Genomic DNA, 20,232 nt, shown 5'->3' on the forward strand with positions numbered 1-20,232 from the left:
CCAATGTTGATGACGAAGGAACGCCCACCAGGAGAAACCTCCTGATCGAGAAGGGGATTCTCAAGAGCTATATGATCGACAGGCTGGGCGGTCTGAAGATGAAAATGGAGCCCACCGGGAGCTCTCGAAGGCAGAACTACACTTTCGCTCCGACTTCGAGGATGAGCAACACTTTCATACTGCCGGGCGATCATTATCCGGAGGAGATAATAGCCGCGACCGATTACGGACTTTACGCCAGGTCCATGGGCGGCGGTTCGGTGATGCCGGCGACGGGCGAGTTCAACTTCGCGGTGAACGAGGGTTATCTGATCGAGAAGGGCAGGATCACCCGACCCGTTCGCGGCGCGACTCTGATCGGTAAGGGCAACGAGGTGCTCATGAAGATCGATATGGTGGGAAACGATCTGGCCAGGGGCCAGGGAATGTGCGGTTCGATCTCGGGCTCCATTCCGGCCGATGTCGGGCAGCCGACGCTCAGGGTATCTGAATTGATCGTTGGGGGGCGAAGCTGATGGAGTGGAAGAAATTCAAGGATACGGTATTTGCGCTGGCCAAAAAGAAGGGTTTCGACGAGGCCGAAATCTACTACTCCAGCGGTAGCGAATTCCAGCTCAGTTCGCTGAGAGGCGAGATAGACAGCTACAACGACGCCACCTCTATTGGGGTCTATTTCAGAGGCCTGAAATCGGGGAAGATCGGCGCGGCCTTCGCCGAGGAACTTACCGATGAGACCGCCTCTATGATCGTGGACGAGGCCTTCGAAAACTACTCTATCGCGAGCGGCAAGGACGTGTACTTTCTCCACGACGGGTCGGGAGAGTACCCGCTGTTTGAAGGCTTCAGCGGCGCCTTTTCCGCCCAGCCGGTCGAGGAGAAGATAGAGAGGGTAATTGCGCTGGAGCGGAGCGCTCTCGAGTACGACAAAAGGATAATCATGGCGCCCACGTGCCGGCTTGGAGACAGCCGGTCGGAGGTTTTCATCGTCAATACGCTGGGGCTCGACAGGCATTACTCGTCCGATGGCGGGGTCGCCGTCGTCGTTGCTCTCGCCGGCGAGGGTGATTCGAAAAAAACCGGCTTCACCTTCAAAATCGCCAGAGAGCCTGGAGATATAGATGTTTCGGCGCTGGGCAAAGAGGCCTCGAAAAGGGCGATAGACCAGCTCGGAGCCGGGAGGGTCAAAAGTGGCAAATACAGGGTGCTTTTCAGGAACGATATGTTCGGCCAGCTCTTCGCGACTTTCACGAGCATGTATTCGGCCGAGAACGTTCAAAAAGGACTCTCCATAATAGCCGGCAAAGAGGGGACGAAGATCGCTTCGGAACTGCTCACCGTTTACGACGATCCTCTCCTGCCGATCAGTCCGAACAGCCGGCCTTTCGACGACGAAGGCGTGCCGACGGTGAAGAAGACGCTGGTTGAGAATGGCGTTCTGAAGACCTTCCTTTACGATCTTAAGACGGCTGCCAAAGCCGGAACCAAATCCACAGGCAACGCTATCAAGTCGAGCTATAGGGCGAAACCCTCGATCTCCATGATAAATACCGTCGTTCAACCCGGGGAAAAGAGTTTCAACACACTGGTCAGTGAACTGGACGAAGGAATAGTGGTGACCGAGCTCACGGGCCTCCATTCGGGAGCCAACCCCATATCCGGTGAGTTCTCGTTAGGTGCGAGCGGTTTTTACGTGAAGAACGGCTCGATCGTCAATCCCGTCGAGCAGTTCACTATTTCCTCCAGCATTTTGAAGGTCTATAATAGTATCGTAGCCATCGGAAGCGATGCGATGCCCTCTATCTTCAGGGTGAGTTCTCCCTCCGTTGTGGTATCGGAGATGGATGTCGCTTCCGAATAGATCTGGAGGTGTTTTCTTTGCCGTTGTACAGATTCGTCTGTAATAAATGTGGAAGAGAGGAAAGTCTCTTGCTGAAAATGAGCGCGCCGGTTCCTGCGTGTAGCAGTTGTGGTGGGACGCTGGTGAAACAGATAACCAATATATCCAGCTACGGCTGCTCCGGCGGATCGGAGAGCTGTGGCTCCTGCTCTGGCGGGAGCTGTTCCAGCTGCGGCCATTGAGAGAGCGCAGCAACATATATTGCCCGAAAAGCAATTAAAAGATGCCGGCCAATTGCCGGCATCCTTTCTACTAGAAACTCTGTGTGCGTGACCGATCAGTATTTTTTCTGAAGGGCCAATCTCAGTAAAGGTCCATGTATTTTTTCACTTCCCAGTTGGTTACGGCAGCGCCGAATTCGTTCCAGTCGCTCTCTTTGGCCCTTATGAAGGTGCTCAAGATGTGCTGGCCGAGAACATCTTTCACGAATTCGCTGGCTCTTGTGTATTCGAGAGCTTGCCAGAGGTTCTGGGGAAGGTTGTCTATCATGAGCTGTTTCTTTCTGGAGCCTTTCATGTCGAATATGTTTTCATCGACCGGGTTGGGAGGTGTGATATGGTTCTCTATTCCGTCCAGACCGGCTGCCAGAGTCAACGCCAGGGCCAGATAGGGGTTGCAGGTTGGGTCAGGGCTCCTGAACTCTAGCCTTGTGGCCTCTTCTCTGGCGCTGGGTATTCTGATCATCGCGCTCCTGTTTCCGAGGGCCCAGGATATGTTTACGGGCGCCTCAAAGCCTGGGAGAAGTCGCTTATAGCTGTTGATTGTCGGGTTGGTGATCGCGGTGATCTCTTTTGCGTGTGTTATTATTCCACCGATGAAATTCAGGGCCACCTCGCTCAACCCGTGTTCGTTTTCGGGGTCGTAGAAGGCGTTTTTTCCTTTCGAGAAAAGGCTGAGGTGAACGTGCATCCCCGAGCCGGCTACACCCTCAAAGGGTTTGGGCATGAAGGTCGCGTGCAGGCCGTTGACTATGGATATTGTCTTCACTACCCATTTGAAAGTCTGTATGTTGTCGGCCGTCTTCAGTATATCGGTGTATCTGAAATCGATCTCGTGCTGGGAGGGCGCCACTTCGTGGTGGGCGGCCTCGACTTCGAAGCCCATCTCCTGCAGGGAGAGAACTATCTTTTTCCTCACTTCCTCTCCGCCATCGACCGGAAGGAGATCGAAGTAACTCCCCATGTCCAGAAATCTGCCGTTGGATCCGACACAATCTTTTTCTCTTTTGATGATGAAAAACTCGGGCTCGGGACCGGCGAAGGCCTCATAGCCGAGTTTCGAAGCCCTTTCGATTACCTTTTTGAGAACGTATCTGGGATCGCCTTCGAAGGGCGACCCGTCGGGTTTGAAGACGTCGCAGATCAACCGGACGGTCTTTCCCTGGTTTCCGTCCCAGGGAAGCGTTGCGTAGGTGTTTACGTCGGGTTTGAGGTACATGTCCGACTCTTCGATCCGGACGAATCCGTCTATCGAGGAGCCGTCGAACATCGCGCCCTTTTCCAGAATCTGCGGGAGCATTTTCGATGGAACTTCCACGTTCTTCAGCATACCGTTTATATCGGTTATCTGAAGCCTTACGAATTTGATTTCTCCCGATTTTACCTCCTGAATCAATTTCTCAACAGTCATAGTTCCCCCCTTATATACCCGGCCCGTTGGGTATAAGATACTTCAGTATAGTAGTATTAGGCTAACACCGAAATAAGCGAACATGAAAGTTTTGCGGGAAAAATGATGTAGACTTGTCTCATCTGGAAAATTTTGATGGAGGTGTCAATGAGTGAACATAAAGCGCGCATTCATAAGCGTTTATGACAAGACTGACATAGAGAAGCTCGGCCGGTATCTGGCAAAGAATGGTGTGGAGATAGTCGCGACAGATCACACGGCGGAGTACCTGGATTCTTTCGGGGTTAAAGTGTCCAAAGTTGGTGATTACACAGGCTTCCCGCCTATTTTCGACGGTAGATTGAAGTCTTTGCATCCTAAAGTGATCGGCGGAGTCCTGGCGATACAGGATTCGAAGATACACCAGAGAGAGATGGAGAGCAACGGGATTCTTCCCTTCGATATGGTCGTGGTTAACCTGAAACCCTTCGATCTCGCCGTCGAAGAATCGCCCGAGGAGTCGAACCTTTCCAAAGAGATCGATGTCAGTGGTCCGGCCTTGCTTATGGCGGCCGCGAAGAACCACAGGGACGTGGTGGCGATCTCCGATCATGGTGATTATGACGAGATAATAGAGAGCCTCGAGTTCTGCGGTGACGTTTTGCTTCTGAAGAGACGCAGATACGCGCTCAAGGCTATTTATTCGGTGATGCTTTACGTGTCTTCGATTCATAAGGCGCTTTCGCAGATATTCGCCTCCGAGAAGTACGACTATACGATAATGGAGTATATAATGCCTCTGCTTTATGGGGACAACCCTTCACAGAAGGCCAATCTTCTGAAGCTTTCCATCGAGCCGGGGCTGCTCGACGAGGTCCAGATCGGCAACCCTTCGGTCGGATTGAAGAAGTCGCAATTGAGAAACATAAACGTCTTCATGGAGCTCTATTACTACACAGACAATATATCGGTCTTTCTGGACAAGGGGAAGATCACGAAGGTATCGTCCGCGATGGTGCCCGGCGAGCTAGACTTCGGTGGACCCGACACTATGTTCGCCTCGACCTACGCGATAAGCGACGAGCTAATGATAGCCCTTCGCGAGCGCGGCGTGGAGGCCTTCGGAGGAGTCTTCGATCGGGACGCCATAAGGACTGCTAGAAAAAACGACGTGATGATACTCACCATACCGGAGAGAGAGGCCGTCTCTCTGTCGAAGGAAGCTTATTCCGGTTTCGGGAATTACTTCGTCAAGGAGGAGTCCTTCAAAATGCCGGCTCTCGACCTTCCGCTTGACGAGAAACTCGCGCTTTTCTGCTCTCGCGTTAACCGCGCCAATAACGTCTCCGTTTTCAGAGAGGGAGAGAGTCTCCTTCTGAAGGGCGGGCTCAGCTTCAAAGAGTTGAACGAACTGGATCTTTCAAAATACGATCTCAAAGGTTCCACGTTCGCCTCCAATCAGGATCTTGACGATAGTCTCATCGATAAGTTGATCGGGGGAGGAGTCTCGAAGATCATTCTCCCGGGTACGAAGAGAAGTTATTGGAACGACGCGATAATCCAGCTCGGTTACGACTTCTCCAGATTAAACAATTGATGAGCACTTGAAAGCTGGCCCGACAGAATATATAATGTATTTACACCATGCTAGGCGGGGAGCTGGCGGTTCCCTGTACCCGAAATCCGCCATACGCGGGGCCGAAAGCCCTCCGAGGCTTTGTCGGTTTGGTGTCGGTCTATCTGAAGGTGTTGAGGATTGAGTCCTGCGCAACGGGAACTTGCGAACCTGGTCAGGTCCGGGAGGAAGCAGCCATAAGCGGGCACTCTCGTGTGCCGTGGGGGCGCTCAGTCTGAGCTGGATGGTAGGTACGGCCAGGTCGGCACTGTCGAAGAGGGATGCATGGTGTTTCTTTTTCTGCGAAATCCTCTCCGCATCTGCTAGAATTAACCTAGACAAATACAGACGGTATTCAGGAGGTGCGGAATATGTTACTCAAAGGCGAAAGAGCCGTTGACTTTTCACTCTACGGTACTGATTTGAAGACTTACAGGCTCAGCTCTCTCTTCGGCAAAAAGATAGTGCTAGTGTTCTACCCCGGTGCCTTTACGAGTGTCTGTCAGAAAGAGCTCTGCACGTTCAGAGACTCTCTGGCGAACTTCGAGAGGCTGGACGCGCAGGTGATCGGCATAAGTGTCGATGGTCCCTTTGCCAACAGGGCTTTCAAAGACCAGAACTCGCTTTCCTTCCCGCTGCTTTCCGACCCTGGCGGAGAGATCTCCAGAAAATACGGTGGAGTTCACGAAGATTTCGCCGGCGTCAGGGGACTGTCAGTCGCCAAGAGGGCCGTTTTCATAATCGACAGGGAAGGCAAGATAGTGTATTCGTGGGTTTCGGACGATCCGAAGATAGAACCCAATTACAACGAGATAAGCGACAGACTGGAAAAGATTTGACGGGGAGCGATCCCGGTGTTTTAAAAAGAAAGCGAGGTAGGTTTATTATGACGGAGTTCAAATTTCCAGAACACTCTTACGAGCTTCTGAAGTCTTTGAAAGAGGGTAGGGTTCTGCTCGGAGTCACCGACGGGGTGGAACGAAACCTGATGACCGTCGCCTGGGGCTTCATAGGCTACACCTGGAATCGCCCGGTCTTCATCGCCATGGTGAGGCCCAGTAGATACACGCACAATTTTTTCAGAAAGAGCGACGTTTTTTCCGTTAACTTCATGTCCGAACAGTGGAAGGATGCGCTGACCTTCTGCGGAACCCGGAGCGGGAGATACTTCGATAAGTTCAAAGAGACCGGACTTACGCCTTCGGAGGGTCTTACAACTTCGGTGATGTTCGTGAGGGAGGCCGACGCGGTTCTGGAATGCAGGATCGTCTCCAGAGAGGCCATAACTCCGCTGGCACTGAACGAAAGCATCGCGAGCGCTTTCTACGGGGACAACTCGTACCATTCTCTCGTTATGGGAGAGATAACCGACTCATACCTTCTTCCTTGAAACGATCGCAACGATCAGGGTGAATACGATCATGAAGACCAGCATGGACCATAGTATGTATAAAGCCCACTGGGGAGTCTGAAGACTGTACCTTCCGGTCCCGTCGATCATGAGTATGTCTCTGGCGAAGAAGAGCGAGAGCGAGACCTGTATGGCGGCCAGAGCGCACAGAAGATAATTCCATCGCGGTATTCCGTTGGAGAGCGCGGCGATTTGCGAGACCAGGTACAGCAGATAAGCGACCGGCCCGAGGAGTATCCCGAAGACGAAGAACAGTCTTATTGAGTCGGCCCTTTCTACGAGACTGGTTGACATCTCGTGCGAGACGGCTATCAAGATCACCGATAAAACACCAACCAAAAAGCCCGCCAGAGTCAGATAATTATGAGCCTTCCGCCGGCGCTTCGCCTGAGCGACGCTGATCGCTCCCCTATCTCTTCTCTTCAACATAATTACCAGACCACAGAATAATCAAATCCGCAACAGATCGCCCCGCCACACGGGTGTACTGAAAAGCCGCATATCTATATTCTAATTCTAATCGCTCTTAAAAGCAACACTACTGTTTAGAACATATGTCGTATTTAATATTCTGGAAGCGCATACCTCCCTTCAAAAGCCGGACAGGTCGTTTTCTGAAAAGAAAAAAGGGCGGAAAGCCCGCCCTTTTTGTAGAAAAACGTGAATTATCTTCTGGTCGTATCGCCGTAGCCGACCGCTTCGAGCCACCAGGTCGGGTAACCTGCCGTCGAACCGTTGACGTATCCGTCGTTGAGGGTGTATATCAGTTCGTCTGCAAGCTTCCACCATCTGTCGACAACTCTGTTGGCCGCGTTGTTGCTGTAGTTCGTGAGGAAGTCGATAGCCAGAGCCGGGTTGTCTTCGTACAGCACGAGGGCTGCCTTTTCGATGCTGGGCTGATTGGCCAGGAATTCCTTCTCGAACTTGCTGGCTTCGGCCTGTATTATCTTGATCGCAACGTCGTATCTCAGGTCGGCCAGGTTGGAAACGTGGTTGAAGGCCCACCATGCGGATGTTCTGTCGAAGTAGTCGCGCGCGCCCTGGCTGAAAGAGGTCGGAACGCTCGTGTTGCCCGCGTAGAACGGGATGTAAACTGTGGAGTGGGGTGCGTCTTCACCGAACCAGAGTACTCCGCCGATCGCCGCTGGCAGCCAGCTTCTGGCCTGACCGACTATGACGTAGGAGCATCTGAACATGGAGATCGCTCTTTCCCATCCGTCGTAGTTTACGCCCTCCGGTCTCTGGTTAGACGAAGTGGCGTATCTGTTGGGGTTGCCGAAAGGTCCGGCTGCGAGTCCCTGAGTAAGATCGAATTCCGTTCCTTCGTAGTGGTCGCGCTTGATCATCATGAGTTCCTCGGCGGAAACCAGGTGATCGGGCTTCACGGATAGCGGGTATCTCTCCGCCCACGGATCGAGCTCCAGAGAAGGTGCCAGAAGGTCGAGGACTCTCCACTCACGGCGCGTGTTGTAGAAAGGCGTCTTGTCGCAGTAAGCCGCGTAGAACTTGAAAGGCTCGCCGCTGTTGGGGTCCCAAAGGTTGAGCTCTACGGCCAGCGATATGACGTTTGGAGAGGCCATGAAGTAATCGGTATTTTCCAGATCGATCTCACCTATTCTGGATCTGTTGGCATGCACCAGAACGTGATCGTCGGGGATTCTCTGGGCTACCCATACCGCTCCGGGCTCTTCGCTGCCGGGAGACCAGAATGGGCCGGGGCCGCCTATTTCGAACAACCAGGCTTCTTCGCCGTCGATGATCGTGAGGCCTTCGCCGCCGTCTCCGTAACCGTACTTCTCGGCGAGTTCACCCATGATCTGGATGGCTTCCCTGGCTGTCTTCGCTCTCTGGAGTCCGAGGACCTGGAGCTGCTCGATCGTCATCCATCCCTGAGCGTTTCTTATTTCTCTCTTTCCACTCCATGTGGTCTCGCCCATAATTATCTGGTTCTCGTTCATGAAGGGGTAACCGATATGGAAGTAGGTGTAGGTCACGGGCGCCTGGGGTATCTCGCCGACGTAGCTGACGGTTCTTCCGGGAATACCGGCCTGGCAGAGACCCTTGTAAATGCTGACTGTTTCACCTTCGGCGTGCTCGCCGCCGGGGATTATCTGGATTCTCGCGTCGTAACTGCCGTCGCAGGTGTGCGTGGTCATCGTCGAGCCATCGACGGAGGCAGCCTTACCCACCAGGATAGAGGTACATGCCATTGCCATGGCTCCAAAAGTGAAAAGAAACACCAGTAGAATCAATAAAGCTCGTCTCAAAATGTTCACTCCCTTTTCGAAAAGTGGGCCGGTCAAGTAACCGGCCCGAAATATGGTCCAAAGATATTACGGTAATCTGAGTATGAACTGATCCGCGAGGTCCCAGTACGCCCTCTCGACTTCGATCATCAGAGAGTTGGTGTAGTTGGTCAGGAACTCGTTGGCCAGCGCGGGATCGGTTTCATACAGTGCCAGCGCGGTTGCCTCGATGGCTTCCTGCATGTCGTACATTTTCTGCTGCAACGGAATCCTTACGGCGTCGATTCTCGGCATCATATCGCCGTACTTCTGGTTGGAGAGTCTATCGACGGTGTAGAAGGCCCAGAAGGCAGCGTTTCTATCTATCTTGGAAATGCCTCTGTTGACGGTCTTCCAGGATTCCGGTACTCTGGTTATTCCACAGTACACAGGAACAACGACGGCTTTGTGGCCGTTGCCGAGACCGAACCAGGAAACGTTACCTATTGTGTCAGGCAACCAGTCTCTGGTCTGGTTGATGAAGAAGCAGCTGGTGCTCTGGACGGCGACGAGCCTCGGTGTGGAAGGCAGTCCGATGAGGTTTCTTATGTCGGTACCGGGCTGAGGAGATGCCAGGGCGCTCTGCCTGGTCTGCTCTCTATCGGTTCCGGGGTTGGTCACGTAATTCCAGGCTTCCTGTGCCAGCTGTGAACCAGGGGTGTCGTTCATGACATCGCGGTAGAGTTCGATGATGTCATACACGGAGACCTTGTTGTCGGGCTTGAAGGAGAACGGGTATGCGGAGGTGTCGCTACCGTATTCCCAGTTTCCCGACGGCTGGAACATGGAGAAGACTCTCCAGACTCTCGGATTCCAAGAGCCTATGGTACCCAGTACTTTCTTCCATATGAAAGGTCCTTCCTGACCCTCTGTCCAGAGACCGAGATCGATGGTGCTCTGCAGGTAGTTGTCACAGATCATGAAGTCTTCCGCCGGAACGTTCGGCGGTCTGTTGGTCGTAAGATCGATCTCACCAATTACGCTCGCATTACCATCAACGAGCATGTGATCGTCGGGAACACGCTGGGCTGCCCATATCGCGCCTGGACCGTCGCCCGGTTTCCACAACGGGCCTACTCCGAAGACCTCGAAGTGCCACACTTCATTACCATCGGCTATTGTGAGACTCTCACCACGGCTACAGGATTCGAGATAACCGTATTCAACTGCTAGGGCTCCCATGAGCTCTATGGCTTCTCTGGCCGTTGTGCATCTCTGAAGTGCGAAGGCCTCGAGCTGCTCGATGGTCATTATAGCATCCGGACTGCTGACAGTTGCTCTCGATCCGCTGATGGTTGACTCTCCCATCAAAAGGCCCTTTTCGTTCGAGAAAGGATAGGATGTCTGAATCCATTGGTAGGTGTGTTCTACCTGGGGGATCTCGCCACGCTGAACAAGAGGTCTTCTGTCGGCGTAGATTATCCATTCCCAGACGGGCGTCATGCTTCCCGGTTCGTGGTCGGCGGCGGGCTGTATCAGGAGCCTGGAATCGTAAGAACCGTCAACGGACTGGGCGGAAATAACCGATCCGTCAACCGTCGCCAGCTTCCCAACTGATATAACAGTACAGGCTAAACCTGTGTAGAAGAACGCTAATACAAGAATAATAGTTATAAGAACCCTTTTCACTACTTAACCCCTCCTTTGTGAGGTGTTACCCAAAATCTGTCCGGTCATTCGTAATAAATATCTTCCGTTTTTGCTTTCGACGGATCACGGAAATAGTAGCCCGTTCCGTTCTGTACTACCTCGTCGTACCTGGGTACTTGCTGGATCACTACCTCCTTTCCCGGATTGAAATCTCCCCAGAGTTCAAAGATCATCAGAACCGTTGAGCAATGCCTTCCAACTCTGACGTCTATCGGCCAACCTTTTTCATCGATCTTCTCGTAGAGGAGGCCGAATTTACCGGCCGTCACTATGAATTCATCCTGTCCCGTGAGAAGAAGTTTCTCGTCGGTGATCCCTCTTACTCTGTCGAGGAAGGGTTCCGGCGCTTCAAGCAAGATCGAGACGGCATCCGAGTGGTCTCCGACCTCTCTGTGAGAGAGTCCGTGGAGGGACTTCGGGGAGTACTCCATTCCGATCCTGAATTCGGTCGAGGTGAGCAACATAGAAGCCATACCGGCGATATCGGCACCTTTCTGGTGAGCGACTATGGTGCTGATGACGGGGTATTCGAGTTCGGCTTCATGAAGATCGATGAAGATATCGACGCCCTCTTCCTTTATTACGTTCATGAAGGCGTAGTTGGTTTGTTCGGTGATCATACCGTTCGCTCTGCCCGGCCACGTTCTGTTGAAGTTTCTGACGTCCATGTAGGCCAGCAACTGGCCGCTGGGATAGTTGACATAGACTTCAGGATCGGGCCAGGAGTCTAGCGGGCTGGACCAACGGTCACCCATTCTGAATTTCTTTTCTCCCCATGGTGTTTCGATGGTGTAATAGAGGGGATAGGCATCTCCCGGTCTTGAGACGCGAGAGGCGCTCTGGTTAGCCCTGATAGCTACGATCAGTCTTCCCTTCGCCAGCTTCGCGTTCTCGACGAACAGCTGGGCCGTGAGATTGCCTGCAGGTTCTTCAGGATGTGAGCTTCCGATGAGGAAGGCAGTTCCTCCGGGGACACCGCTATCGATGATGTATATGTTGCAATCGTTTATACTTCCCTTTAGAGGTTCGAAATAGTCGCTCAATTTCTTGACCTGGGTTACGCCAGGCCCCTTCACCACTTCCTCCTGGTAGTTCCTGTGATCGTGGAACTGAATTCCGGCGATCACGAGGGCGACGGCCACGAGGGCGAGCGAGACGAGCTTAACGATCAACAGGTTTCTGTCCGTCATACTCTTCACCCCCTACTTTATGCGAAGTATTCGCAGGATGAAGGGCATAAGCATGACGGAGTAAAGAATGGCATCTTGAACGTTCTTGGTCTTTATAATGCTTTTAACCAGCACGAAGACCACAAATGCGCTTATCAGGTAGTAGCAGACGCTTATTATCGAGTTTAGGATCGCCATTATAAACACTTCCTTTCAGCCATGACATCACCCGCCGACCAAGAAGGAGAGCTCGTTGCTGAAAATCAGGAAGAGAGTTGCGACAAGCAAGACGAACCCCATTGGAATCAGCGCGGTTTTCAAAAAGTCTTTGTAGTAATGCCCTTTGAATTTCAGTTCCATGACCGTGGCCCGACCAACCACCGCGGTGGGTGGGAGGATATCGCCTATCGGCCACATTACAGCCATGGCTGACAGGGCTATTATTGCATTCATGCCCTTCATATTGAACAACAATATGAGCGGAACACCCAGAAGCGGTGCGACTGCATACTGCAACAATCCCTCTGAAACGGGCAGTATAAGGAAGAGAGTCGAGAACAACACCCAGAGCGGCAGAGTTACTACTCCAAGCGATATAAGACCTCTGGCGCCGCTCAGAGCCATTACCTGGATGAGGATTCCCACGACGATCATAATTCCGACAAGCGGTATAAGGGAGTGTATGGTTTCAGTGGCTATTCTGAGGATCTGGAGTTTCTTGGGGCTGAGAAGTATGGCCGACACCGAAGCCAGAACGAACATCAACGGCAGTCCGATGGTGGGCGTCGAGAAGGGCCATATCCTTCCGGCCATTATGAGGAATATAAGGACCGCGAAGGGAATTCCAACTCTCAGCCAGTTCATCTTTTCAGGCGGTTCCGGCAGTTCCTTCAAGGCCTTTTCAAGCTCTACGTTCTTTCCCTTCGCACCCAGGAAGAACATCGCGAAAAACGCTCCTATGGCAGATAGAACTAGAAGCGGCTGGAAGAAGCCTACGTACGGCATGTTGGAACCGGCAGCGGCCATCATGGCCCAGAGATTGACCGGTGGAGCCGCCGCGCTCATGGCCGCACAGATGAAGATAATTGCGGCCACCCGCTTTTCGGAGATCCCCATGTAGGACAGGACGGTTCCGACGAGAGTCCCGACCGTGAGAACGGTAGCCGCTCCCGAACCGGTCAACGCGCCCGGTATAAGCAACAGGACGGTCAGGAAGAAAAGACATAGCAATCTCGTCTTATGAAAAGTTATGACGATCTTTCTTACCATGAACGCAACTCCACCGGACTCCTTCAGAAGATTCATGAAGAAAGTTGCGGTGATGAAGATCAAACAGACGTCCAGGTACGTAAAGGAGCCCTCCACGAGATGGCGCACAGGAATGGCTCCACCCGCATGGACGATCCCCGCGGCGATTGCCGCAAGAAGCATGGATAGCTCTACACTCAACTTGAAGTATTTGGCCACGGCGAAGGTGACCGCGATAACTGCAAGTATGAGACCAGCGTGGAAGTACACTAGTACCCTCCCCCTTCAATACCGATCGAGAGATCGATGAGTCATCAAAGTCTAAGTCGTCAGTTGGCGTTAATCAGCTCTAGCAACGCCGGGCCGATATCCAGTGATTCGTTAACCTTGAGCAGCGGTATTCCGCTCGTTTCGGAGAACTTCGTGAAGTAGCCGTCCTCGTCGCTCGAGGCGATAACGAGTATCAGGTCTGACTTGGGAATAACCGTGGTGATCGATTTCTCGTCGGTGGCGTCGACACGCCTTGCCATACCCTCGATATGGGCACCGATCACAGTCATACCGAGCTCTTTTGCCTGCTTGATTAGATTTTCGATTCTCTCTACTTCCAGGTCGATATCTATTCCGGCCGCACCCATGCCCTTGAGGCTAGTTCCGGTGGTGATGACGAGCGTCTTGGGGCCATCCGGGGCCTGGGCCAGTTCTTTCAACTGGGTCGCCGTGAGAAGATCTTCCTGAACACACGCGATTTTGCTTCTTACACATACCAGTCTGAACATCAGGGCTCCTGGACTCTGCCCGAGAGTGGTGACGATCATAGGCGCTTTGACCACCGGCATCAACAGGCCGGAGGCCAGAACTACCGAACACAGAAGTACCAGTACCGCGGAGAAAACAACCTTTCTCATAAAAAACCTCCCTTTCTGAAGCACAAAATTATGGCGCAACTGCGCTGAACATTCTTCAATTGATGATAGACATCGAATACATACGCTGCAACTATAGAAAGCCATTTAAGCAACTGTGAAGACCATATAAATATAAAATCCGATAAAAAAGATAAGTACGGGATGCTTATCGTTTACAACCAATTTTATCATCTGCTATTCCGGATGTGTAATCTCTTGAGAGACGACTATGGTTGAATAGAAACGATTAGAGTCATATATTGCTTATTAGTTAGAGTTTAACGGACTTATCGCTGATTTAGTGTCATATGACGCGCCTTTTTATCTGTATCGGCTAAAACGGTTGAAAATTCGATTATAAATGATACTATTTTTCCTGTGGGCTCATTTTGGAGGGGTTTAAATGAAACGATGGAAGGTCTGGGGGAGTTACGAATATATTCTATTAAGTCCTGAAGAGTCAAAAAGACGTGAAAAAGCGATCAAATATTTCGATTCGAAAGGAAAGCTAGTCGCCGTTCAGATCCTCAGAAAGAGCGAGGAACTGGGACAGTTGAGATTTCCGATATGAGCCTACGGACAGGTGTTTATGTGAATCTCCGGCACGATAATCAAACCTAGAGCTATAAGGATTATGCACAGCGACAGGTACAGGCCGAGTGGTACTGCCATCTTGAGAAACCTGTTACCGAGCCTGGGGTTTATCAGGCTTGCCGCTACATCTATACCCAGAAGAAGGGCCACGACAAGCAAGTACTCCAGCCCGAAAATGAAGAAGGGCAGATCGTTGATCTGATTTATGCTGAAATAGGCCTTTCCCTGGTTCTCCCAGTAAGGCCACGGGGTGAAGATCAGGTGGCTCGACAGGTAAACGGCCCACGTGAACAGCACCGCGTGAACGGCTCTTCGGATCTTCAGATTGTACTTCCAGAAAAGGTAACACCCCATGACTATCCCCGAAAGGTGAACCGCATCGTAGACGATTTGGAGTATATACACGTGATCGGAGAGCCTCAAGGTCGAAAGGGCCGCGACGACCGATATCCCGGTGGTCGCCATCGTCCACTGCTTGGCCCACTCGATGTCGAAAAGCAAACCCAGCCAGCCGAAAAAAAACACGAAATAACAGAGATAAATTAGGTTGTGCAGGTTGTTGGTCGAGTGGTAGATCTTCACGCCATCGGCCGTGTATTCATAATCCATGTCGGACATATCCAGATCGAAGTGCTGGTTCGGTCCTTCATAACCGCAGTCGCGCCACTCGTACAGCCAGCCGTCCCAGGTGATGTAGAAGAACATAACCACGAACCACAGAACCATGAAGAAAAGCCCGAGCCTTCTTTCAAAGAGATTTTCGTTAAGCCTCATAAAATAACTCCCGGTCTGATGGAATAATGAAAATTCTAACAGATAAAGCCCAGAAAAATCATGCGAGTTACCCGAAAGCCGTTGCGGGTTGCGGGTGGTGAGTATATCTGGAATTATCTGGCGTAGGCTCGCTCGCCGGGGACGACTCCCTGCATGATCTGTCTTTTCATGTCGAAGTGCATGTAGAGCTTTCCGGTTCTGCCGCTTCTCTGCTTGGCCACTATGGCCTGGTATTCATCGGGCGAGGCGTTTCTGTCGTAGAGGATCGGCCTGTACAGCAGTATGACCACGTCGGCGCTGTGTTCTATCGTTCCAGATTCTCTGAGATTGGATAGCCTGGGGATCCCCTTGTCGTTTTTGCCGACCTCTCTGTTGAGCTGCGAGCCGACTATTATAGGCACCCTTATCTCCATCGCGAGCGCCTTGAGCGAACCCATGATCTCGCCTATTTCCATGTCTTTGGTCTGTTTCCCCGGGCAGGTCATGAGCTGCAGATAGTCTATGAATACCACGTCGAATCTGTGTATATGGTGCATCAGCTTGATCCCGGCTATGATGCTGTGGACAGACCTGACACCGCTGTCGCAGAAGAAGAGCCTCTGCTCGCCCGTCTTGTCGATCTCCCTGAGCAGTCTCTCCCGCTCCTGCCCGTCCAGTTTCTCCGATTCTGCGCTGAGGTTGACCGCGAAGTCTTTCTGGTGCATCCTGTCCTTGAGATCTACGACATCTATCTCGAGCGAGATGTATCCGACGGTCTTTCCGAAGCTCGCCCAAAGGGCGGCCGCGTTCAACATGAAGGCCGTCTTTCCAGTTCCCGTCTCGCCGGCCACGACGACCAGCTCCTTTCCTCTCAGGCCGTTGAGAATGTCTTCGAAGAATTTGAAGGGCCAGTGAAGTCGATTGCCCCTGTTGTTCCAGATGTCCGTATGCGCCTTCTTCTGGAGTTCGTTCGCCTCTTTGATGCTTATGTAGTTGAAGGCCGAGGAGCTTTCCTTCTGGAAGGCGTAGAACTTCTCCATCGCCTCATCGACCTTCATGTCGCCTTTTTTCAGCTTTTTCGAGATCTCCAGGCACAGGCGCTGGAGCCCGTTTTTTCCGACGAGCTCTTTGTAGTCGTCGATCAGATAGTTGGCGCCGACCTCAGTGATGAAATCCCCGTCGTAGAACTTCTGGTTTCCGATTTTGTTGTATATCTGGACGCACAGCCTGGTGCTGTCCATCTCTCTGTTGTCGGAGATCACTTCGAAGATCTTCCTCGATTCTTCGCTGAGGTAACTCGGATCTATCTCGTCTATTCTGCATCTCAGCTCTTCGTACTCCAGAAGGGCCTTTAGTAGAGTTCTTTCGCCTTCAATACCCAGCTGCAACATTGGCAAGCACTCTCCTTTCATCGAAAGCTTCATCTTCCAGCTGGCTCGCATAGCAGTGCCAGAGGTTGTCGTCCTGCAGGAGCGAGAGCAGGTACTTCACCTTGTCGTCGGCCCTCTCGATTGCTTCGTTGAGGTTTTCGAGGATCCAGATCGGGAAGTGCCAGTCTATCTCTCTGTCGGCGTTTCTGAACATCGCCGCGGCTACTTTGTAGCTGTTCTCTACACCGAGATCCTCGATCAGGCGCGCCGTTTTCTTGATACATTCTCTCTTGCTCATGAACGATACTTCAAAGTTCGTGGCCACACGATACGAAGTATCCTTAGTGAGATCATTATTTAGTAGCGTCGGGTTTTCCGGAGCCGGGAAAACCGTATCCGGTTTTTCCGTTTGCGGTTCCTTCTGGCTCAGGCAGGGCGTTTCATAGACCATGTATCTGACGCCGGCGAACTTCCCGTTTCCTCCCCTAAGCCTTTCCTTTTTGATGTAGCCGGCCTTTTCGAGTTCCTCGATGCCCTTCCTTATGCTGTCCTTCCCGTCGCTGAAGTGTCTGCATAGCTCGGAGAGCCTTATCTCCCAGTCGTCGGGCTTGGAGAGCAGATAGCTCAGCAACCCTTTGGCCTTGCAGGAAAGCGAAGGGTCCTGCAGGAACCCTTTGTCCAGCACCACGTAGTTGTTGGTCTTCTTCACTCTGAGAATCGATTTATGGGATGCCGGTCTAGATTTCGAGTCTGTCAATTAGCTTCCTCCCTTCGGTGAAGGCGTCGGCACAAGACTTACAGCTATCGTAGATCTCCCTGAGCTGTGCGTGGTACAGGCGATAATCTTCCCTGGACGGGATCTTGCCGGAGTGTTTTGTCGCTGGTCTTTTTCCTTCTCGCGTGGTATAATCGTTCTGCCTAAAATAATATCTGTGTTTCCTGGGATCTCTCGACGGAGATCCACTTTTCTTTTCTTCTGCCAAATTTCCTCCTACTCTGCTCTGATTGAGAGCCGTGTTCTCACTGTCTTAGTTGCTGAAGGTCTCTATATTAGACAATTATAAGCGTTTACTTTACCCATAATAACAACGCGTGGACTTGTTGCTTTAAGTCAACACACTATATATTATCAGTAAAAAACGATTTTGTAAAGGGGGTAATTTGATTGACTTTTAGACAAGTTGGTGATATCATTCTCGCATGAATACATTCAAAGCAGAATTACTTGGAAAGAGGATAGAGAATCTCAGAGTGTCCGGGGGAATGACCCAGGAGCAGCTCGCGGAGGCTCTCGGGAAGAGCGTACCCCTGATCTCGCTCTACGAGTCGGGCAAAAGGCTGCCGCCGACCGACATGATATACAGAATCGCGAAGTACTTCGAAGTTTCGGCCGATTACCTCCTCGGGTTGCCCGACAGATATACCTTTGAGTACGAAACGAAGACCAGGGAAAAGCTGAGCTCCACGATGCTCGACGTTCTAATTCCCAAACACGCGGATCCAAAAAGCGCCGAGAAGCCCGTGCCGGAAAAGCTGTATACTCCCGGCGCCTCAATCTACGGCTCGATAGAGCCTTCGCCTCCCCAGCCGTTCCATAAGGGAGTGATCAGGAGGGTCATCCCCGTCTTCACGCTGGAGAGAACCGATCGGCTCGATGAAAGCTCTGCCATAAGTTACGTGAGCGACCTCACCGGCGGGGCCGATTTAGTCGTTCAGTTCACCGACAACTCCATGTTTCCGACCTTCCGCAAAGGGGACTCTCTTTTCATAAAGCAGAACGTGCTTCCGCCGGTCGGCTCGTACGTCTTCTTTCGCTACAGGGAGGAATCGTACGTTAGGTTTCTATCTTCCCGCCCGAACAGGGGCGCCTTCGAATTCAAGCCTTCCAACCCCGAGTTCGAGACCGTGGTCATCGCAAACAGGGAGCCGCAGTTCACCATTCTGGGCATAGTCGTGGGCCGCTTCACCGGGACGGCCTGACGGGAAGAGAGTAAGACTGTCATCCCGTTGTGCACCTGAACGGGATCTCGCTCCGGCTCTTTTGCCATCTCCAAAAGTCGTTGACTGGCCCGTTCGGAGAATGATATCATTGTTAGTCAGGTATGAGTAATCAATCCGGGAGTTGCTTTAATTGTGGCCAGCGTGAAGGAGAAGCTAACTACCATCGTCGAAAGGCTCTCCACGCTCATGGCGGAGCAGGAAGAGAGGGCTTTAAACAGCGGAGAGTCGTCCAGGCTAACGGTCCGGCAGATGTATTATCTGAACGTCATAGCGAAGATGGATCGCCCCACCGTCAGCCAGATAGCCGACAGCCTAAGCGTTACAAAGCCCACCGTGACGATCACCGTGAGAGGATTAATTGAAGAGGGCTACCTGAAAAGAATCCAGTCCGAGGAGGACAGGAGAGTCTTCTGGCTTGAGCTGACAAACAGGGGACAAAAGATCATCCAGGCCTGCCGCAAAATACACAGGGATTTTTCGCACAGGATCCTCGAGATTCTCGATACCAGGGAAGCGCAGGAGCTGACCAGGATCTTCGAAAAGATACTGAGGAAAATAGATTCATAACACTTTCAGATGAGGTATAAAATGCTGAAGACGATAGTGATAGCCGCGACGTTGATCGCGATGGCGTTCTACCTGGTCGCAGTTTCACAAAAGGGCGTCGACGAGACCTTCTGGTTGAACCACGACGGAATCGATAGAAAAACGGTGGTCCACCTCCCCCCGAAAGGCGAGGACGACTCGAAGCTGCCCCTGGTCTTCGTGTTTCACGGACTGCTCGGAAACAGCAACTACACCAAGAACACTTACGGAATAACCGAGATATCCGACAGAGAGGGTTTCATAGCGGCCTATCCCGAAGGCACCGGCCCGCTGAAAAGCGTTTTCCTGAGCTGGAACGGCGACTTTTGCTGCGCATACGCAAAGGAAAATGAAATAGACGACGCGCGATACATAGTCGAACTCCTGAAGGAGCTCAAGCGGGAGTATCCGGTCGATGAGAGAAGGGTTTATCTGGTGGGTCTGTCCAACGGCGGCATGCTGACCTACAAACTGGTGTCCGATTACCCCGAGCTATTCGCGGCCGCGGCCATCGTCTCGTCTTCGCCGGCCGGCGGGGCGAGCGAGGACGAAGTTCACAGAATCGAGCCGCCGCTGAGACCGGTGCCGATGATCATATTCCACGGGATGCTCGATCCGATAATACCTTACCATGGAGGCTACTCGTCCGCCTCGGAAGAGACCATCTTCTTTCCCTCCATACCGGAATCGATAGACCTGTGGATCGCTGGCATGAAGGCCGTCGAACTGGAAGAGACGAGTCTGGAGAGCGGAAAGGTATTGCTGAAAAAGTACGGGAGACCGGGAGAGGACTTCGAGATCCACTTCTACACCATCGTGGATGGAGACCACACCTGGCCGGGAAGAGAGAAGGGACTGGACGCCCTTCAGAGCAGCTCCAGATCGAGTGTCAAAGCGAGCGAACTCATATGGGATTTCTTTCGCGATCGCCGTCTAGAGTGATCGCTTTTCGACTTTCAGACGGTACTTTCTAACGAAACCCGTGGCCGGTTCTTCGAACCTGCCCCAGTCGAACCCCTTTCTGTCGTACCGGACCCCGATCCGGCATCTCGGCTCTTACCGACAACCCACAACTCGCCACCGACCACGGCTCCTTTCTACTGCAACGGACCGGGGCTTCATGCTAGAATAACTAGAT

General features: G+C 52.2%; 21 protein-coding genes and 1 other RNA gene. 11 read left to right on the plus strand and 11 right to left on the minus strand.

Annotated elements, in window-relative coordinates; genetic code table 11:
• From PKX57_RS07095 to PKX57_RS07105, 3 genes are all read left to right on the plus strand, one after another.
• Positions 1-515 (plus strand): TldD/PmbA family protein (locus tag PKX57_RS07095; RefSeq protein ID WP_472416552.1); only part of this gene is annotated, 515 nt, incomplete at its 5' end.
• Positions 515-1,858, plus strand: a complete 1,344-nt coding sequence (locus PKX57_RS07100) for a TldD/PmbA family protein (RefSeq protein ID WP_472416554.1) — start codon at positions 515-517, stop codon at positions 1,856-1,858. The genes PKX57_RS07095 and PKX57_RS07100, both read left to right, overlap by 1 nt.
• 17 nt (positions 1,859-1,875) lie before the next feature.
• Positions 1,876-2,079: an FmdB family zinc ribbon protein gene (locus tag PKX57_RS07105; protein WP_169698471.1), complete on the plus strand. Its 204-nt coding sequence runs from the start codon at positions 1,876-1,878 to the stop codon at positions 2,077-2,079.
• Between the two features lie 121 nt (positions 2,080-2,200).
• Here the strand turns inward: PKX57_RS07105 and glnA are convergent, their stop codons facing one another.
• Positions 2,201-3,526: a type I glutamate--ammonia ligase gene (gene glnA, locus PKX57_RS07110; protein ID WP_472416556.1), complete on the minus strand. Its 1,326-nt coding sequence runs from the start codon at positions 3,524-3,526 to the stop codon at positions 2,201-2,203.
• A gap of 151 nt (positions 3,527-3,677) precedes the next feature.
• Here glnA and PKX57_RS07115 point away from each other — a divergent pair, with 151 nt between their 5' ends.
• From PKX57_RS07115 to PKX57_RS07130, 4 genes are all read left to right on the plus strand, one after another.
• Positions 3,678-5,102 carry a phosphoribosylaminoimidazolecarboxamide formyltransferase gene (locus PKX57_RS07115; RefSeq protein ID WP_472416558.1) on the plus strand — a complete coding sequence of 475 codons (1,425 nt, stop codon included), beginning with the start codon at positions 3,678-3,680 and terminating at the stop codon, positions 5,100-5,102.
• Positions 5,103-5,147: 45 nt separating this feature from the next.
• Positions 5,148-5,409, plus strand: an RNA gene (ffs, locus tag PKX57_RS07120) — signal recognition particle sRNA large type.
• An 82-nt stretch (positions 5,410-5,491) separates the two neighbouring features.
• Complete coding sequence (locus PKX57_RS07125) at positions 5,492-5,959, plus strand: redoxin domain-containing protein (protein WP_213920994.1); 468 nt, start codon at positions 5,492-5,494, stop codon at positions 5,957-5,959.
• A 47-nt stretch (positions 5,960-6,006) separates the two neighbouring features.
• Positions 6,007-6,510 (plus strand): flavin reductase, encoded by a 504-nt coding sequence (locus tag PKX57_RS07130; RefSeq protein ID WP_213920995.1) that lies wholly within the window; start codon positions 6,007-6,009, stop codon positions 6,508-6,510.
• Here the strand turns inward: PKX57_RS07130 and PKX57_RS07135 are convergent.
• From PKX57_RS07135 to PKX57_RS07165, 7 genes are all read right to left on the minus strand, one after another.
• Positions 6,493-6,957 carry a hypothetical protein gene (locus PKX57_RS07135; protein WP_472416560.1) on the minus strand — a complete coding sequence of 155 codons (465 nt, stop codon included), beginning with the start codon at positions 6,955-6,957 and terminating at the stop codon, positions 6,493-6,495. The genes PKX57_RS07130 and PKX57_RS07135 overlap by 18 nt on opposite strands.
• A 239-nt stretch (positions 6,958-7,196) precedes the next feature.
• Positions 7,197-8,747 carry a dipeptidase gene (locus tag PKX57_RS07140; protein ID WP_472416576.1) on the minus strand — a complete coding sequence of 517 codons (1,551 nt, stop codon included), beginning with the start codon at positions 8,745-8,747 and terminating at the stop codon, positions 7,197-7,199.
• A 117-nt stretch (positions 8,748-8,864) separates the two neighbouring features.
• The gene (locus PKX57_RS07145) at positions 8,865-10,445 is read right to left on the minus strand and encodes a dipeptidase (RefSeq protein WP_472416562.1); all 1,581 of its coding nucleotides are present in this window, start codon (positions 10,443-10,445) and stop codon (positions 8,865-8,867) included.
• A 44-nt stretch (positions 10,446-10,489) separates the two neighbouring features.
• Positions 10,490-11,656 carry a succinylglutamate desuccinylase gene (locus PKX57_RS07150; protein WP_472416564.1) on the minus strand — a complete coding sequence of 389 codons (1,167 nt, stop codon included), beginning with the start codon at positions 11,654-11,656 and terminating at the stop codon, positions 10,490-10,492.
• Between the two features lie 12 nt (positions 11,657-11,668).
• Entirely contained in the window at positions 11,669-11,833 is a 165-nt protein-coding gene (locus PKX57_RS07155; RefSeq protein WP_169698462.1) for a hypothetical protein, read from the minus strand.
• 27 nt (positions 11,834-11,860) lie between these two features.
• Positions 11,861-13,153: a C4-dicarboxylate ABC transporter gene (locus PKX57_RS07160; protein ID WP_213920400.1), complete on the minus strand. Its 1,293-nt coding sequence runs from the start codon at positions 13,151-13,153 to the stop codon at positions 11,861-11,863.
• A 59-nt stretch (positions 13,154-13,212) separates the two neighbouring features.
• Positions 13,213-13,791: a DUF6305 family protein gene (locus tag PKX57_RS07165; protein ID WP_472414714.1), complete on the minus strand. Its 579-nt coding sequence runs from the start codon at positions 13,789-13,791 to the stop codon at positions 13,213-13,215.
• Positions 13,792-14,194: 403 nt separating this feature from the next.
• Here PKX57_RS07165 and PKX57_RS07170 point away from each other — a divergent pair, with 403 nt between their 5' ends.
• The gene (locus tag PKX57_RS07170) at positions 14,195-14,362 is read left to right on the plus strand and encodes a hypothetical protein (RefSeq protein WP_472416566.1); all 168 of its coding nucleotides are present in this window, start codon (positions 14,195-14,197) and stop codon (positions 14,360-14,362) included.
• 2 nt (positions 14,363-14,364) lie between these two features.
• On the opposite strand, the gene PKX57_RS07175 is transcribed toward PKX57_RS07170, so the two are convergent.
• The 3 genes from PKX57_RS07175 to PKX57_RS07185 all read right to left on the minus strand — a co-directional run bounded on the left by PKX57_RS07175 (position 14,365) and on the right by PKX57_RS07185 (position 17,265).
• Positions 14,365-15,159, minus strand: coding sequence for a hypothetical protein (locus PKX57_RS07175; RefSeq protein ID WP_472416568.1), 795 nt, complete (start codon positions 15,157-15,159; stop codon positions 14,365-14,367).
• 113 nt (positions 15,160-15,272) lie between these two features.
• On the minus strand, positions 15,273-16,529 hold the full coding sequence (locus tag PKX57_RS07180; protein WP_472416570.1) for a DnaB-like helicase C-terminal domain-containing protein: 1,257 nt from the start codon (positions 16,527-16,529) through the stop codon (positions 15,273-15,275).
• Positions 16,510-17,265, minus strand: a complete 756-nt coding sequence (locus tag PKX57_RS07185; protein WP_213922162.1) for a helix-turn-helix domain-containing protein — start codon at positions 17,263-17,265, stop codon at positions 16,510-16,512. The genes PKX57_RS07180 and PKX57_RS07185 overlap by 20 nt, the downstream gene beginning before the upstream one ends.
• Before the next feature lie 443 nt (positions 17,266-17,708).
• On the opposite strand from PKX57_RS07185, the gene PKX57_RS07190 reads away from it, so the two are divergent.
• The 3 genes from PKX57_RS07190 (at position 17,709) to PKX57_RS07200 (ending at position 20,036) form a co-directional block, all read left to right on the plus strand.
• Positions 17,709-18,488 carry a helix-turn-helix domain-containing protein gene (locus tag PKX57_RS07190; RefSeq protein WP_472416572.1) on the plus strand — a complete coding sequence of 260 codons (780 nt, stop codon included), beginning with the start codon at positions 17,709-17,711 and terminating at the stop codon, positions 18,486-18,488.
• 153 nt (positions 18,489-18,641) lie between these two features.
• The gene (locus PKX57_RS07195) at positions 18,642-19,076 is read left to right on the plus strand and encodes a MarR family transcriptional regulator (RefSeq protein ID WP_213922165.1); all 435 of its coding nucleotides are present in this window, start codon (positions 18,642-18,644) and stop codon (positions 19,074-19,076) included.
• Between the two features lie 9 nt (positions 19,077-19,085).
• Positions 19,086-20,036, plus strand: coding sequence for a CE1 family esterase (locus PKX57_RS07200; protein WP_472416574.1), 951 nt, complete (start codon positions 19,086-19,088; stop codon positions 20,034-20,036).
• Positions 20,037-20,232: the final 196 nt, after the last annotated feature.

Origin of the sequence: Mesotoga sp. (assembly GCF_035363035.1) — a bacterium.
In the GTDB taxonomy this organism is placed as follows: Bacteria; Thermotogota; Thermotogae; order Petrotogales; family Kosmotogaceae; genus Mesotoga.